Here is a 14,842-nt window from a genome sequence, read left to right on the forward strand (position 1 = left end):
GATGAAGACGGACTATCTTCTTCTTGAATTCTGGTTCATAGTATTGACTCATCTGTAACATACCTCGTTTCCTCCTAAGATTATATCTTATTAGGTCGAGATGTTACAACTATGTTATATCACAACATGGATTTGAAAAAATGGATATCCATGCTCCAGGGAGTCGAGAAATGTGGATGGGACTTATTGGAGCGGCATTGGGTGGTTGGTTTACTATGGCGGGTGTTCTTGTGACCATATATAAGCAAGAAGAGGAAAATAAAGAAGATAAACGCTTAGAATTTATGCCAGTGTTGAAATTTTGTATTATTGATATGCATAACATGGATGAAGAGGAACCAATGTTTGATGCAACGTTATCGCGTTTAAATGGTGAACTATTTACATCGGGATTTGAGTTTATTGAACAAAAGAAGTGTAAAATGATTGAAATTTCTATTCTAAATAATGTATGCGTATTTGATTTTACTATAGAAGGTTGCCTTATAAATGGTAAAGAGATGAAAAAAGGGATTTTTTTCAATCCAGATTTGAGAAGATTGGTAGAGGATGAAAAGTATAGATTGATTTTTGATAATGGTGATTATACAAATACGAATGAGTTTTGTTTAATTCGGTTTTCTTATAAAGATATTTTTGGACATCAATATTATCAAGACTTGCCATTAGTGTATTTTGAAGTAAATAGTAATACTGAACATTGTTTAGAAATAAGAGATGTAAAAGCACCAATACTTGTGAGTGGAAATGAGAGGTCATTGGAACAAGTAGCGAAAGAGTATTGTGATTATGGAATATTGTTTTGACGGATATGCCTTTGAAAGAGGTACAGAAACTATTAACATTCAGATCGAGGATCTGGTGTGAAACGAGCCAAATTTCATAGTAGTGAAGTTTTATGCGTGATTTCAACTGTAAAGAAGCAAAGGACATAATTTCTATTGCATTTGGAAATATCAAGTGCTAAAATTAAAAATTGATTATAGGAACTTGTGTTATTAGTTTAATAGAAAGGACAAGAGATGAAGAAAAAGAGAATACCAGGAATCATAGCTGTGTTGTTAGAGATAATCATATCCGCTGTATTTATGATATTTTTATTTTCAACGAAGATGATCCCAAATAAGTTATTTTTACTGATTGGTGTAGGAATACTTGTACTTACGCTTATTGTATATTTACTTACAATGAATTTTAAGAAAAAGGTTCGTTTTGTAATTGGCGTTGTGGTGATTGTGCTGACGACAATCTGTTATATCGTTGGTGGCAGTTACTTGAAGAAGGGTATCGATACATTATCTGATATTACAAAACCAGCAGTGGAGAAATCTGGAATTGCAGTATATGTTCGTGAGTCAGACAAAGCAGAAACGTTGGAAGATACAAAGGGATATACATACGGTGTATTAGAGGTATTAGATAGAGAGAATACAGATACAGCTATGGAACAGATGAGTGAAGTTGTTGGAAATATTGAGACAAAAAACTATACAGATGTATCTGCGTTAGTAGATGGTTTGGAAAAAGATCAAGAAGTTGATGCTATTATTCTGAACACAGGATTTATGAGCTTGCTTGAGAGTCGAGAAGATTATGAAACTGTGAAGGCTCAGATGAAGCAGATTCATGTGGAAGAAATTGAGAAAAAGGTAGACTCTGTGGAGGAACCAGTGGCAAGCTCAGAAATTCCAAAAACATTTTCTGTTTATATTAGTGGAATTGATTCTCGTGAAGGTCTTGTAGCAAATAGTCGTAGTGATGTTAACATCGTGGCTACAGTGAATACAGAAACACATCAAGTGTTGTTAGTTTCTACTCCACGAGATTATTTTGTACCATTGTCAATTTCTAATGGGGTTCCTGATAAGTTGACACATGCGGGAATTTATGGAATTGATGTCAGCAAAGATACATTGGCAATGTTGTATCAGACAGATATTGATTACTACTTCCGTGTGAATTTTGGAGGATTTGAAAAAATTATTGATTCACTTGGTGGTATTACAATCGTATCAGACTATACCTTTGATTCACAGAATGTAGATGGATATTCATATGTAAAGGGTGAAAATCAGGTAAATGGCGCACAGGCACTGGCATTTGCTCGTGAAAGATATGCGTTTTCAGAAGGTGACAGACAGCGTGGCAAGAACCAGTTACATGTTATCGAAGGGGTAATTAACAAAGCCATGAGCCCAGCTCTTTTAAAGAATTATTCACAGACCATGGAAAGTCTTGTAGGAAGTTTCGAGACAAATGTTCCATACGATGTCATTGCCGGTCTTATACGCCAGCAGTTAAGTGATGGCGGAGACTGGTCTGTAGAAAGCTACAGTGTAGATGGCAGTGGTGCAACGAAAGTGCCATATTCAATGAGTATGGCGGCCTATGTTATGATTCCAGATATGAATACAGTGAATACAGCTATTGAGAAGATGAATCAAGTAAAAGAAGGTATTACAGAAGAATAAAAGTAAGTGCTGAGCAGGTTTATTTACGAACCAGGCAACTCCGGGAAAGCAGTTTATGGTTTCGATTGGAGAGGCCTGGTTGGTATTTTATAGTAATGATTAGATTAACATGAAAATAAAATGTGTATAAGGAAGAGTAAAGATGGCAAGACCAAGAAAAAAACCAGACTACAATGCAAAGATAATTATGGATGATTTTTTAAAGGACATAGTAGAGTATTATGAGGAGTCGCCGGAGGTGTCTCTTCGTGATGTGGCAGCGGAGTTTGATATTACTTTGTTGAAAGCGAGGAAGCTATTGATAACAGCCGGAGTGTATTCTACAGATGCTTCTGTTCAAATTCAGGAGTTAAAAGAGCAGGGAAAGACAATAACGGAGATTGTGGATAAGATGGGACTGAGCAGAGCTTCTGTACATTCGTATCTTCCATATAAAAAAGGAATTTATAATGCCAGGGAACTAAGTCTTGACGCGGAGCGTTCAAGAAGATATAGACAGAGAAAATTAGCTGTTATTAGATTAAGGGAGGCTCCATCTAATCTGGAATTATTATGGGATGCTATAGAAGCTTTTACAGACTATCCTTTTCGGACAGAACACAAGGGTTTGAAGTTTAAATATCAGGTAAAGGGAAATGAAATTTTTATAGATCGGAAAAAGAAGTCTGTTACCAGATCTACAGTGGTGCTGGCATATCAGAAGATGAGAGAAGCAGAGGAAATCAGAAAAGCGAAAGATTTAGGTACTTTTGGGGCATCTTACTTGTATCCGATTTTTATACGCTTAGGTGTGTTAGGGGGATAATTTGCAAATTTCCGGATATACTTTAGGAAATAGAGTGATGGAGGTATTGAAAAAGAATGATTTCATATATTATCACATTCTTTGTCGGAATATATTTTGGAGTAGCTTTTATGTGTTTGTTTCAAATCAATAAAAAATTTAGTGGGAATTCTTCTAATACTAGCAGTACATTAATGGAAGGAAAAACGGAGATGTTATCTATAATTGATGCACGGAAAATATTAGCAAAGCGTGTAAATGAACTGTGTAAAGAAAGAGAGCTTACATATGAAGAATTATCAGCTAAGTCTGATGTACCTCTTGAGGTAGTATTACAAATTGTAGATGGTTCTATAAAAAGTCCAGGTATATTTATAATTGATAAAATTTGCAGAGGACTGGATATTTCATTAAGGAGCTTCTTTGATACAGAAGAATTTAGAAATATTATGATGTGAGTTGAATATGTGATAAATGAGCACTTTGCAGATTTGTTCAATACAATCATATTTCGTGGAGAGCAGGTAATCAAGCTGGAGGATTTGAAAGAGGAGTATGTTGGTAAGATACAAGAAGGAAAAAATACTTCTTGCTTCTTTCCATAAAAGGTGCTATGATACCATTATGTTCATAAAAATAAAAAGGAGAGAGAACATGAACATACAAGAATATGATTTGATGAACTGCATGATGGAACAGGAATATGTGAACCAGAGAATTCTATCAGAGATAACAGGATATTCTTTGGGTAAGGTTAACAGTTCCTTGAAGAAACTGACAGAACTTGGTTATTTAGATGAAAAGATGCAGTGTACCCCAAAGGTATATGAGGAATTAGAAGAAAAGAAGCCGGAAAATGCAATTATTCTTGCAGCGGGATTTGGAATGAGAATGGTACCGATTAATGTGGAAGTTCCAAAGGGAATTTTGGAGATTAAGGGAGAGCCGCTGATTGAAAGACTGATTAAGCAATTACACGAGGCTGGGATTTTTAGAATTGATATTGTTGTAGGGTTTATGAAGGAGCAGTATGAGTATTTAATTGATAAATATGATGTGAATTTGGTGTATAACAAAGATTATATGACAAAGAATAATCTTTTTTCTCTGAAAAAGGTTATGGATAAAATCGGGAATACTTATATTTTGCCTTGTGATTTGTGGTGTTTTGAAAATCCTTTTTCCAGTAAGGAATGGTATTCCTGGTATATGCTAAGCGACAGAGAGGTTGAGGAAAGTAATGTAAGAATTAACCGCAAAAAAGAGATTGTCGAGACGAAGAAAGAGGAACCGGGAAATCAGATGTTTGGTATTTCTTATATTTTGAAGAAAGATGCGGAGATTTTAAAAGAAAATATTCTGCGTCTTTCAAAAGAAAGAGAATATTCCTATGCATTCTGGGAAGAAGCGGCAATGAAGGATGGCAAAATGATTTTGAAGCCTCGTGAGGTTTCTCAAAATCTGGTATATGAAATTAATACTTTGGAAGAATTGAGAGAATTAGACGAAGACTCTAATCAGTTGAATTCTGATATTATTTCCCTGATTTCTGATGTGCTTTCCTGTGATACAAAGGAAATTGTAGAGATAAAGGCTTTGAAAAAGGGCATGACAAACCGTTCCTTTGAATTTAGCTGTCGGGGAGAACGCTATATTATGCGTGTTCCGGGAGAGGGAACAGATAAGATGATTAACCGTAAGAATGAATACAATGTCTATCAGGCATTGGAAGGGCAGAATATTTGTGATCCGGTTTGTTATATGTCTCCTGAAACGGGATATAAAATTACAAGATTTTTAGATAATGCCAGAGTATGCGATCCTTATGCAGAAGAAGATGTACAACAGTGTATGAAAAAACTTCGCAAGTTCCATGAATGCAGACTTCAGGTAGACCATGAATTTGATATATTTGGACAGATAGAATACTATGAAGCCCTGCGAAATGGTGCAAAATCCATGTATCGCGATTATGAAGAAACAAAAAGAAAAGTATATGAGTTAAAGACATATATTGATAAAGCTCCTAAAGATATTGCTCTTACACACATTGATGCAGTTCCGGATAATTTCCTGTTTACCGGTGATGAAATTCGTTTGATTGACTGGGAATATGCAGGGATGCAGGATGTGCATGTGGATATTGCCATGTTTGCAATTTATGCTATGTATGACAGAGAACAGGTAGAAAAGCTGATTGACTATTATTTTGACGGTGCTTGTGACAGAGGGGTTAGGATAAAGATTTATGCCTACATTGCTGTGTGTGGATTTTTGTGGAGCAACTGGTGTGAATACAAGAGTATCTGTGGTGTGGAATTTGGCGAGTATTCTTTAAAACAGTATCGATATGCCAAGGATTATTATAAGATCGTAAAAGAAGAACTTAGCAGGGAAGGAAATGGAAAAAATGTATAAAGTAAAGCGTGCAATTATTATGGCAGCAGGGATTGGAAAGAGGATGCAGCCGGTGACATTAGAAACACCTAAGCCTCTTGTAAGAGTAAATGGAGTGCGAATGATTGATACAGTTATTCAGGGACTTCTGGAAAATGAAATTTCGGAAATTTATGTAGTTGTGGGATATTTAAAAGAGAAATTTGCGGTTTTAGAGCAAGATTATCCACAGGTGAAGCTGATTGAAAATCCTTATTACGATATTTATAATAATATTTCTTCTCTGTATGCGGCAAGAGATTATCTGGAAGATGCGATTATTCTGGATGGAGACCAGATTATTTATAATTCGTCTATTCTGGCACCGGAATTTGAGCGTTCCGGCTATAATGCAGTCTGGACAGATAAGGAAACAGACGAATGGCTGATGACTGTGGAGAATGGAATTGTGAAATCCTGCAGCAGAACCGGAGGAAAAGCAGGCTGGCAGCTTTTCAGCATTTCCCGTTGGAATGCAGAAGACGGAAGGAAGCTGAAAAAGCATCTGGAAGAAGAGTTTGAAGAAAAAGAAAATCGCCAGATATACTGGGATGATGTTGCCATGTTCTGTCATCCGCAGGAATATCAGTTGGGAATTCGAAAAATGCAGGCAGGTGACATCATAGAGGTAGATAATCTGTCAGAGCTTGTTCAATTAGACAGTAGTTATGCGAAATATTTAGGAGGAAACGCAGATGAAGAAAGATAGTAAAAAACAAATTGACTGGATGATTACTCTGGTTCCTCTTGGGATTGTAGTAGCTTTAAGTGTGTTGTTTTTTCTCATGCCAGAACAGTCTAATGCGGTATTGAGTCAAATTCGTTTTTTCTTTGGTGATACATTTGGCACTTATTATTTAATTATTGGTCTTGGCGTATTCTTACTTTCCATTTATATAGCAATGTCTAAGTATGGTGATATTGTACTGGGAGGTCAGGATGAGAAGCCGAAATATTCCTTTTTTGCATGGGGAAGCATGATGTTTACCTGTGGACTTGCAGCAGATATTTTGTTCTATTCTTTTTCTGAATGGGTGATGTATGCATCTGATCCCCACATTGCAGAACTGGGAAGTATGCAGGAGTGGGCAGGAGTGTTCCCGATGTTCCACTGGAGCTTTATTCCATGGGGATTTTACCTTGTTTTGGCAGCGGCATTTGGGTTTATGCTCCACGTAAGGAAAAGAGACCGTCAGAAATATTCGGAAGCATGTCGCCCTTTATTGGGTAAACATACAGACGGATTTGCAGGGAAAATTATTGATTTATTGGCTGTATTTGCTCTTCTGGCAGGAACAGCAACGACTTTCAGTGTTGCAACTCCTTTAATGGCAGAAGTAGTAAGCGAATTGTTTCATGTTGAAATCAGTCGTACCGTAATTACCATTATTATTCTGTTGTTGACCTGCCTTGTTTATACTTATTCTCTTTTACATGGATTTAAGGGAATTAGTTTTCTGGCGAAAGCATGTATTTATCTGTTTTTCGGTTTGCTGCTGTTTGTCCTTTTATTTGGTGGGGAAACAAAATATATTATTGAATCAGGATTTGCTTCTTTCGGAAAGATGATTGGAGAATTTGTGGAGCTGTCTACATTTACAGACCCTCAAAGAACCACTTCTTTCCCACAAAATTGGACCATATATTACTGGGCATATTGGATGGTATGGTGTGTTGCAGCTCCATTTTTTATCGGAAGTATTTCCAGAGGAAGAACCATTCGCCAGACGATTTTGGGAGGATATGGATTTGGAGTTGGCTCTACACTGGTGAGCTTCGTGATTTTAGGGAATTATTCCATGGGATTGCAGACATCAGGGGCAGCAGACTTTGTTGCACAGTATCAGGCTGACGGAGATGTATATGGAATGATTATTTCTGTAATTAAAACACTTCCATGTGCACCGCTGATTTTAGTATTATTGTTAGTTACTATGATTGCATTTTATGCGACTTCTTTTGACTCTATAGCGCTGACAGCTTCCTGCTATAGCTATAGAAAGCTGGGAGAAAATGAAAATCCAAGCAGGATGATACAGTTAATGTGGTGTATTTTATTAATTGTACTTCCTATCGGACTGGTATTTTCGGAAAGTTCCATGAGTAATCTTCAGTCTGTAAGTATTGTAGCGGCATTTCCTATAGGAATTGTAATTGTAATGATTGCAGCTAGTTTTATAAAAGATGCGGGAAAATATTTGAAAGAGAATAAGAGAGAGAAATAGAAAGTATATAAGGAGATAATCCCTTCACTTTGTAAAAAAGTGAGGGGATTTTTTTCGCTTATATGAAATTTTGTGTTGTAAAAATAAAAAATGTATTGACTATATGTATACAAGTTGTATAATATAAATATACAAACGGAAGCAATAAAGAAAAGGGGGAATAAATGATGGCTATTTTGCTGGAGGAAGATTATGAATATCCGCTTCCGAATTTAATTGCGGTTAAGCAAATTTTTGACGATCTGGAAATAAAAGATGTAGAAAACAGTACAAAAGCTGAGTTGAGAAAAGAAGAAATTGTCCAAAAGATACATCCGGGGGATATGGTTGCTATTGCTGTTGGAAGCAGAGGAATTCAGAACTTAAAAGAGATCGTTAGGATTTTGATACAAATGGTGAAGAGCCGTGGGGCGAGTCCTTATATTGTGTCTGCAATGGGAAGTCATGGTGGTGGAAAAGAAGATGGACAAAGAGCAGTGCTTGCGGGATATGGTATTACACAAGAAAGCATGGGAGTTCCGGTAATCACGACTACGGATGTAGAAGAGGCAGGCGAATTACCAGGTGGACAGAAGGTATATTTTGATCGTGCTGCTGCAAAAGCGGATGCAATTATTGTGGTAAATCGGATTAAATTACATACGGATTTTACAGGAGAACTTCAGAGCGGGCTCTGCAAAATGTTAGTAATTGGATTGGGAAATCAAAAAGGTTGTTCTTCTATACATGAGGAAGATCCGGAAAATTTTGCAGAAATTATAGAGGGAGCAGCTAAACTGATTTTGGATAAATATCCGGTAATTTTTGGCTTGGGTATTATAGAAAATGCATATGACAGAACTTTTCATGTGGAAGCGGTTCCTTCTGAAAATCTTATTGAGCGTGAGAAAGAGCTGGTGAAGGTTGCAAAAGGTAAAATGCCAAGACTTATGGTGCCGGATATTGATGTTCTGATTGTAGACGAAATAGGAAAGAATATTTCCGGAGCTGGATATGATCCTAATATATTAGGACGCAGTTCTGTTTTAAAAGAATATTCTCTACCTATACCTAATATTAAGAAAATGGTCTTGCTAAACCTTACCCACGAATCTCATGGAAATGGTATAGGTATGGGGTTATTTGATGTGATTACAAAAGAAGTGTTTAAACAATTGGATTATGAGGCAATGTACGCAAACGCACTTGCCTGTAAGTGTATAGAAGATGCGAAAATTCCTATGATTGCAGTTGACAAAGAGGAGGCCGTCAGAGCTGCCATAAGATGTATAAGAGGTGCAGACAAAGAAAACTTAAAAATTGTAGAAATTAAAAACACGCTTTCGCTGGATAAAATATGGGTTTCAAAAAGAGTACTGGAAGATATTCGGAATAACCCCAAAATAGAAATTGAAGAGGAGGAAATAAAATTATGAAATTGACACAGGAACAGAAAGATATGTTGGATGGAAAATATGGAAAAGGAACAGCATATGCCATGAAAATTCAAGTGGCGATTGGAGAATCTTTTGACGCAGAAAGAATGGTTCCAATTACTCGGGCACATGTAGCACTTTCTAACCAGGAGGCTGATTTATGGTTTTGTGAAAAGTTGTTAAGTGAGGGAGCAAAGTGCAGAGTAACACCAACAGTAAATCCGGGATTTTGTTTGGATTTTTTTAAAAAAAGAGACATGGTAGCTCCGGAATACGCGGATTTAATGCAAAGAACACACAATGCTTATAAGGCCATAGGAGCTCAGCTTACTTATAATTGTACCCCGTATATTGATACAAATGTTCCTAATTTTAAAGAAGTTATTGCTTTTTCTGAATCCAGCGCAACTCCATATGCGAATGCTGTTTGGGGAGCAAGAACAAACCGAGAGGGAGCAAATAGTGCTCTTTGTGCGGCAATTACAGGATATGTGCCGGAATATGGTCTGTTGTTAGATGAAAACAGGAAAGGCGATATTTTGGTAGAAGTTCAGGCAGATGTAAAGACAGCGTATGATTATCATATTATTGGAATGCTTGGAAAGAAAATAGGAGAGGGAATTCCGGTATTTACAGGCTTTCCTAAAGAGACTATTACGAAAGAAGCTTTAAGAAACTTAGGGGCGCAGTTAAATACATCCGGTGCATATGGCATGTACCATATTTTAGGGGTTACTCCGGAAGCACCTGATTTGGAGACCGCTTTTGGAGGAAAAGAACCAAAGAGAAAAGTAGTTCTTACGAATAAAGATAAAGAAGATATTTTGAAAGAAATTTCAGAAGAAGGAAACAGAAAAATTGATTTTGCAATGTTTGGATGTCCTCACTTTACATTAGAAGAAGTAAAATATATTGCTTCAAAAATAGAAGGAAAAAAACTCGAAAAGGAGATGTGGATTTTAGTTTCCAGCCATGTGAAAGAAATGGCTGTTCGTATGGGATTAGATGAAATTATCAGTAATGCGGGAGGATTTGTTATCCCAGACACATGTCCAGACCAGCCTTGTTGGAGACATTTAGAAGGTAAAATTGGAATTACAGAGTCACCAAAATGTGCTTATTATCCGCAGAGAAGAGGAATTCATTTTGTTATTAGAGATTTAGATACTTGTATAGAAGCTGCATTAACAGGGGAGGTAAAATAAATGGGAAAAAAATTTAAATGTCATAAAATATCAGAAGGGTGTATAGAAGCTCAGGCAATTGTATCAAAAGATAATATTATGTTTTATTTAGTAAATCCAGAGACAGGAGTAATTATAGAAAAAGCGCATGATTTAGAAGGAAAGAGTATTGCGAATAAGGTTTTGATTTTCCCGGGAGGAAAGGGAAGCTCAGTGGTACAGGCAGATGGATTATATCAGCTTAAAATGAGAAAAAACATGCCGGCTGCTATGGTAATAGAATATCCGGAAACAGTGTTGGTTTCCAGTGCAATTATCATGGAAGTTCCCATGGTGGATAAAGTGGATCCGGAGTTTTATAAAGAAGTAAAGAACGGAGATATAATTCGCATTGATGCTAATAATCAGGTAATAGAAATATTATAATTCTGTTTGAAAGTCTGTTGGAGGAGGAATGCAGATGAGTCTGAAGAAAATTGGGATTGTAGGATTTGCAGTAATTATAATGTTGACGACTACAGGATGTGGAAGAAATCTGGGTAGCAAAGGAAGCAATGGAAAAGATGTTGTTACTATTAATATAGGGCATGTAGAGGCAGAAGACAGATCTACACATCGGGCATTGGTAGAGCATTTTAAAAAACCGGTTGAAGAAAAGTCAAAGGGATCTATTTCCGTACAAATATATGCAAATAGTGTATTGGGAGGCGATTCGGAGTTGACAGAATCTGTTGCAATGGGAACTTTGGAGGCAGCGCTTCCGTCAACTTCTGTGTTAGTTAGTTACTCAGATGACTTTGGAATTATGGATATGCCGTATTTGTTTAATAGTCCGGAAAAAGCTTTTGAGGCCATGGATGGGGATTTAGGTGATTATTTTAATGAAAAATTAGAAAAAGTAGGAATTCATGGATTAGGATATTCTTATAACGGACTTAGGAGTATGACTAATAGTTCGCATCCAATTGAAACACCGGAAGATTTAAAAGGGCTTAAAATGCGAGTTATGGAAAACGAGGTATTTATAGATTTTTTTGAAACTTTAGGTGCCAGTGCAACGCCGATGAGTTTTAATGAACTTTTTACCGGATTGCAGCAACATACCGTAGATGGACAGGAAAATCCACCGTCCTTAATTTATGCAAGTAAATTTCAGGAGGTACAAAAATACCTTAGTCTCACAGAACACGTGAATAACTTTCTGGGATTTATTATGAATAAAGATTTTTACGACAGCTTGACAAAAGAACAGCAGGAAATCGTTCAGGATGCGGCACAGGAATTTGTGGATTATCAAAGGAAAATGGAATTGGAGGATACAGAGGAATATGTCAAGAAACTAGAAGAAGAAGGAATGCAGGTTAATAAATTGACAGATGAACAAAAAATAAAGTTTAGACAGGAACTGGAACCTATGTATGAAAAGTACGAAGAAAAGTTTGGAGAAGAAATTTTTGAAACTTTGGAAAAATATCAATGACAGGAGGGAGTAAATTGAAAGATAAAGGATTTCTTGGAAAAATAGTGTATGGATATAATCATTTAGAAGAATATCTGCTAGTTGGAAGTTTGGTTTTTAGTGTCCTCCTGGTATTTTTGCAAGTAGTAATGCGTACTGTTTTTAAAAATTCGCTTTCCTGGTCGGAAGAATTAGCCAGATATCTCTTTATTTGGCAGACCTGGCTGGGAGTAAGTATTGCTTTTAAAGAGGATGAACATATTAAAGTTACTTTAATTTACAGCATTATTAAAAACAAAAGGGGTCAGGCAATCATTGATTTTTTAGCAGATAGTATATGGTTTTTGTTTTCATTCTTTTTAATTTTTAATGGTGCAAAATTAGTTTCTTCTATTGTATCTAGAAATGTGACTTCTTCAGGACTTGGACTTCCTATGGCATTTGTATATGTGGTCTTTCCTATATCATCAGCCTTGGTTTGTATCCGACTAATTCCTAAACTGAAGGAAAAAATGAATTTAATTATGAATAAAGAGGCTGGAGGTGATGATTTATGAGTGCCGTAGTATTATTTGGAACTTTTCTTATATTATTATTGTTAAGTGTACCTATTGGCTATGCTATAGGAATATCCAGTCTGGCAGGTATTTATTTCTTTTCAGATATTCCGTTGGAAATTATTGCACAAAAAGTCATTACTGGTATAGACTCTTTTCCGCTTCTGGCAATTCCTTTCTTTATGCTGGCAGGAAATTTAATGAGTGGTGGAGGAATTGCAAAACGACTTGTAAACTTTTTCGATTCGCTGATTGGACATGTGACGGGAGGACTGGGCATTGTAACAGTTGTGGTATGTATGTTTTTTGCTGCTATTTCGGGTTCAGCAGTAGCAACAGTATCCGCTGTCGGTGCATTTATGATCCCTGAAATGGTGGAACACGGATATGATAAGAAGTTTAGCGCTGCATTAACTGCAGCAGCGGGAACAATTGGGGTGGTAATACCGCCGAGTATTCCGTTTGTTATTTATGGCGTTGTTTCTGGCACATCAATTACAGATTTATTTACAGCAGGATTTCTTCCTGGTATTATGATGGGCTTGGCATTAATTGTAGTGTGTTATTTGGTTTCTAAGAAAAATGGTTATAGAGGAAAAGGAAGTCGTTCTTCCTGGAAGGAAATTGGAAAAGCTTTTAAGGATGCTATATGGGCTATTTTATCCCCGGTGATTATTTTAGGTGGGATTTATTCAGGCTTTTTTACTCCTACTGAAGCGGCGGTGGTTTCTGTAGTATATTCTTTTATAATAGGAACATTTGTTTATAAAGAACTGAATTTTAAAGGAGCATATAAAGCCTTTAAAGATGCTGTTGTGGTAAATGGTTCTACGACGTTTATGGTAGGATTTTCAACAGTGTTTGCGGCATTCCTTACCATTGCACAAATTCCTAATATGATTGCAGAAGGAATTACAGGATTAACCAGTAATAAATTCTTGATTTTGCTGATAATTAATTTGTTATTGTTAGTTATTGGAATGTTTGTGGATAATATTCCGGCTACTATTATTTTAACTCCGATTTTATTACCGATATGTACCTCATTTGGTATGAGTCCGGTAACCTTTGGTATTATGTTAACAATGAATTTAGCGATAGGTTTCTGTTCACCGCCATATGGCATTAACTTATTTGTGGCCAGTTCCATATCGAAAGTTTCTATAGAGGATTTGACAAAAAATATAATAAAACCTTTAATTGGACTTTTGATTGTTTTATTGTTAATTACTTACATACCATATTTTACGACCCTCTTTATTTAATATTTATAGAAGTGAATAAATTATTCACTGAGAAAAGGAGGCTGCCGCTTTAAATATTCAGGAAATGTTATGCACTTAATGCGACAGCCCTTTTTTCTTAATATATGTTTGTTTAAATTCATTTCTTTAGTTGCCACTGTAGGATGGTTTGTATTATACTTAAAGTATTATATTAATTGAGGTAATTGAAGTGAAGGAATTTAAAAATTTGAAATTAAAAACTAAGAAAAAAAGCCTCACGGATGTGGCATTTGAAGAAATTAAAGAATTGATTTTAAATGAAGAAATTGAACCAGGGGAAATCGTCAGTGAAAATCAGTTGGCTGAATATCTGAATATGAGTCGTACTCCTATAAGAGAGGCAATTCGTCGGTTAGAAGCAGATGGAATTTTGATATCAAGGCAGGGATATGGGACAATTGTTAAGATGCTTACTTTGAAGGATATCGAAGATGTTTTTGAAGTAAGAGAAGCAATGGAATTAATTGCATCTGAAACAGCAATTTATAATATTTCAGATCAGGAGATACAGGAAGTTAAAGATAATTTTTTAAATTTATTGGAGCGACATCATAGAGGTGAGATAATAGAAAAAGAAGAATTTACAGCTATTGATGGGCAAATTCATGATTTGATTGTAAAGAAATCTGACAATGAATATGTTAAGATGCTTATGGAAAGAATTGATTTCAATGTGGGAAGATATAGAGCCATGTCTTATAAGGTTTCTTTGGATTTAGAAGAGAGTACAAAGCAGCATTTGAAATTATTGAAGTACATGGAGGAACGAAATGTAGAAGTGTTTAAGGAGCATTTGAAAGAGCATCTTTATTGGTCTTTGAATATTATTAAAGAACATGCAAGGTTATAAAGAAAAAATAATAAGAAGAGTAAGAAGACGAAAGTGATGGATGCTTTCGTCTTTTTCTATGAATAAGTTATTCATCGTAAATATTATAAGAAAAAACGGATAAAAAAGAAGGTTTTTTTGTAAGGTATGGAAAAAATGAGAAAATACGCAAGAAAATATTAAAAAATGGAAAGAA

General features: G+C 35.8%; 14 protein-coding genes. All 14 read left to right on the plus strand.

Translation table 11 applies throughout. The features are described 5' to 3' along the window. Positions 1-170 precede the first annotated feature (170 nt). The 14 genes from BQ7352_RS00350 to BQ7352_RS00415 all read left to right on the plus strand — a co-directional run bounded on the left by BQ7352_RS00350 (position 171) and on the right by BQ7352_RS00415 (position 14,667). Complete coding sequence (locus BQ7352_RS00350) at positions 171-806, plus strand: hypothetical protein (RefSeq protein WP_072445934.1); 636 nt, start codon at positions 171-173, stop codon at positions 804-806. Between the two features lie 216 nt (positions 807-1,022). Then, positions 1,023-2,471: an LCP family protein gene (locus BQ7352_RS00355; RefSeq protein ID WP_072445936.1), complete on the plus strand. Its 1,449-nt coding sequence runs from the start codon at positions 1,023-1,025 to the stop codon at positions 2,469-2,471. 142 nt (positions 2,472-2,613) lie between these two features. Beyond that, complete coding sequence (locus BQ7352_RS00360; protein WP_072445938.1) at positions 2,614-3,276, plus strand: hypothetical protein; 663 nt, start codon at positions 2,614-2,616, stop codon at positions 3,274-3,276. 56 nt (positions 3,277-3,332) lie between these two features. Further along, a complete protein-coding gene (locus tag BQ7352_RS14695) occupies positions 3,333-3,713 on the plus strand; it encodes a helix-turn-helix transcriptional regulator (protein ID WP_242948488.1) in 381 nt (126 codons plus the stop codon). Positions 3,714-3,909: 196 nt separating this feature from the next. Next, positions 3,910-5,673: a phosphotransferase gene (locus BQ7352_RS00370; RefSeq protein ID WP_072445940.1), complete on the plus strand. Its 1,764-nt coding sequence runs from the start codon at positions 3,910-3,912 to the stop codon at positions 5,671-5,673. Further along, the gene (locus BQ7352_RS00375) at positions 5,666-6,400 is read left to right on the plus strand and encodes an NTP transferase domain-containing protein (RefSeq protein ID WP_072446006.1); all 735 of its coding nucleotides are present in this window, start codon (positions 5,666-5,668) and stop codon (positions 6,398-6,400) included. Before BQ7352_RS00370 ends, BQ7352_RS00375 begins: the two co-directional genes overlap by 8 nt. Further along, positions 6,387-7,916, plus strand: a complete 1,530-nt coding sequence (locus tag BQ7352_RS00380; protein ID WP_072445942.1) for a BCCT family transporter — start codon at positions 6,387-6,389, stop codon at positions 7,914-7,916. The genes BQ7352_RS00375 and BQ7352_RS00380 overlap by 14 nt, the downstream gene beginning before the upstream one ends. A gap of 164 nt (positions 7,917-8,080) precedes the next feature. Then, a complete protein-coding gene (locus BQ7352_RS00385) occupies positions 8,081-9,331 on the plus strand; it encodes a nickel pincer cofactor-dependent isomerase, group 22 (RefSeq protein WP_242948489.1) in 1,251 nt (416 codons plus the stop codon). After that, on the plus strand, positions 9,328-10,536 hold the full coding sequence (locus BQ7352_RS00390) for an aconitase X catalytic domain-containing protein (protein WP_072445944.1): 1,209 nt from the start codon (positions 9,328-9,330) through the stop codon (positions 10,534-10,536). Before BQ7352_RS00385 ends, BQ7352_RS00390 begins: the two co-directional genes overlap by 4 nt. Further along, complete coding sequence (locus BQ7352_RS00395; RefSeq protein WP_072445946.1) at positions 10,537-10,941, plus strand: aconitase X swivel domain-containing protein; 405 nt, start codon at positions 10,537-10,539, stop codon at positions 10,939-10,941. A gap of 34 nt (positions 10,942-10,975) precedes the next feature. Beyond that, entirely contained in the window at positions 10,976-11,995 is a 1,020-nt protein-coding gene (locus BQ7352_RS00400; protein WP_072445948.1) for a TRAP transporter substrate-binding protein, read from the plus strand. Positions 11,996-12,009: 14 nt separating this feature from the next. Then, the gene (locus tag BQ7352_RS00405) at positions 12,010-12,531 is read left to right on the plus strand and encodes a TRAP transporter small permease (protein WP_072445950.1); all 522 of its coding nucleotides are present in this window, start codon (positions 12,010-12,012) and stop codon (positions 12,529-12,531) included. Next, positions 12,528-13,796, plus strand: coding sequence for a TRAP transporter large permease (locus BQ7352_RS00410; protein ID WP_072445952.1), 1,269 nt, complete (start codon positions 12,528-12,530; stop codon positions 13,794-13,796). The genes BQ7352_RS00405 and BQ7352_RS00410 overlap by 4 nt, the downstream gene beginning before the upstream one ends. A 190-nt stretch (positions 13,797-13,986) precedes the next feature. After that, positions 13,987-14,667 carry a GntR family transcriptional regulator gene (locus tag BQ7352_RS00415; protein WP_072445954.1) on the plus strand — a complete coding sequence of 227 codons (681 nt, stop codon included), beginning with the start codon at positions 13,987-13,989 and terminating at the stop codon, positions 14,665-14,667. The last annotated feature ends 175 nt before the right edge of the window (positions 14,668-14,842 follow it).

The sequence above is a fragment of the Blautia sp. Marseille-P3201T genome, from assembly GCF_900120295.1.
Lineage (GTDB): Bacteria > Bacillota > Clostridia > Lachnospirales > Lachnospiraceae > Blautia.

Excerpts from the sequence above, each read along its gene's own strand:
- BQ7352_RS00350 (WP_072445934.1), top strand. The coding sequence starts at position 171 with ATGTGGATGGGACTTATTGGAGCGGCATTGGGTGGTTGGTTTACTATG.
- BQ7352_RS00355 (WP_072445936.1), top strand. The coding sequence starts at position 1,023 with ATGAAGAAAAAGAGAATACCAGGAATCATAGCTGTGTTGTTAGAGATA.
- BQ7352_RS00360 (WP_072445938.1), top strand. The coding sequence starts at position 2,614 with ATGGCAAGACCAAGAAAAAAACCAGACTACAATGCAAAGATAATTATG.
- BQ7352_RS14695 (WP_242948488.1), top strand. The coding sequence starts at position 3,333 with ATGATTTCATATATTATCACATTCTTTGTCGGAATATATTTTGGAGTA.
- BQ7352_RS00370 (WP_072445940.1), top strand. The coding sequence starts at position 3,910 with ATGAACATACAAGAATATGATTTGATGAACTGCATGATGGAACAGGAA.
- BQ7352_RS00375 (WP_072446006.1), top strand. The coding sequence starts at position 5,666 with ATGTATAAAGTAAAGCGTGCAATTATTATGGCAGCAGGGATTGGAAAG.
- BQ7352_RS00380 (WP_072445942.1), top strand. The coding sequence starts at position 6,387 with ATGAAGAAAGATAGTAAAAAACAAATTGACTGGATGATTACTCTGGTT.
- BQ7352_RS00385 (WP_242948489.1), top strand. The coding sequence starts at position 8,081 with ATGATGGCTATTTTGCTGGAGGAAGATTATGAATATCCGCTTCCGAAT.
- BQ7352_RS00390 (WP_072445944.1), top strand. The coding sequence starts at position 9,328 with ATGAAATTGACACAGGAACAGAAAGATATGTTGGATGGAAAATATGGA.
- BQ7352_RS00395 (WP_072445946.1), top strand. The coding sequence starts at position 10,537 with ATGGGAAAAAAATTTAAATGTCATAAAATATCAGAAGGGTGTATAGAA.
- BQ7352_RS00400 (WP_072445948.1), top strand. The coding sequence starts at position 10,976 with ATGAGTCTGAAGAAAATTGGGATTGTAGGATTTGCAGTAATTATAATG.
- BQ7352_RS00410 (WP_072445952.1), top strand. The coding sequence starts at position 12,528 with ATGAGTGCCGTAGTATTATTTGGAACTTTTCTTATATTATTATTGTTA.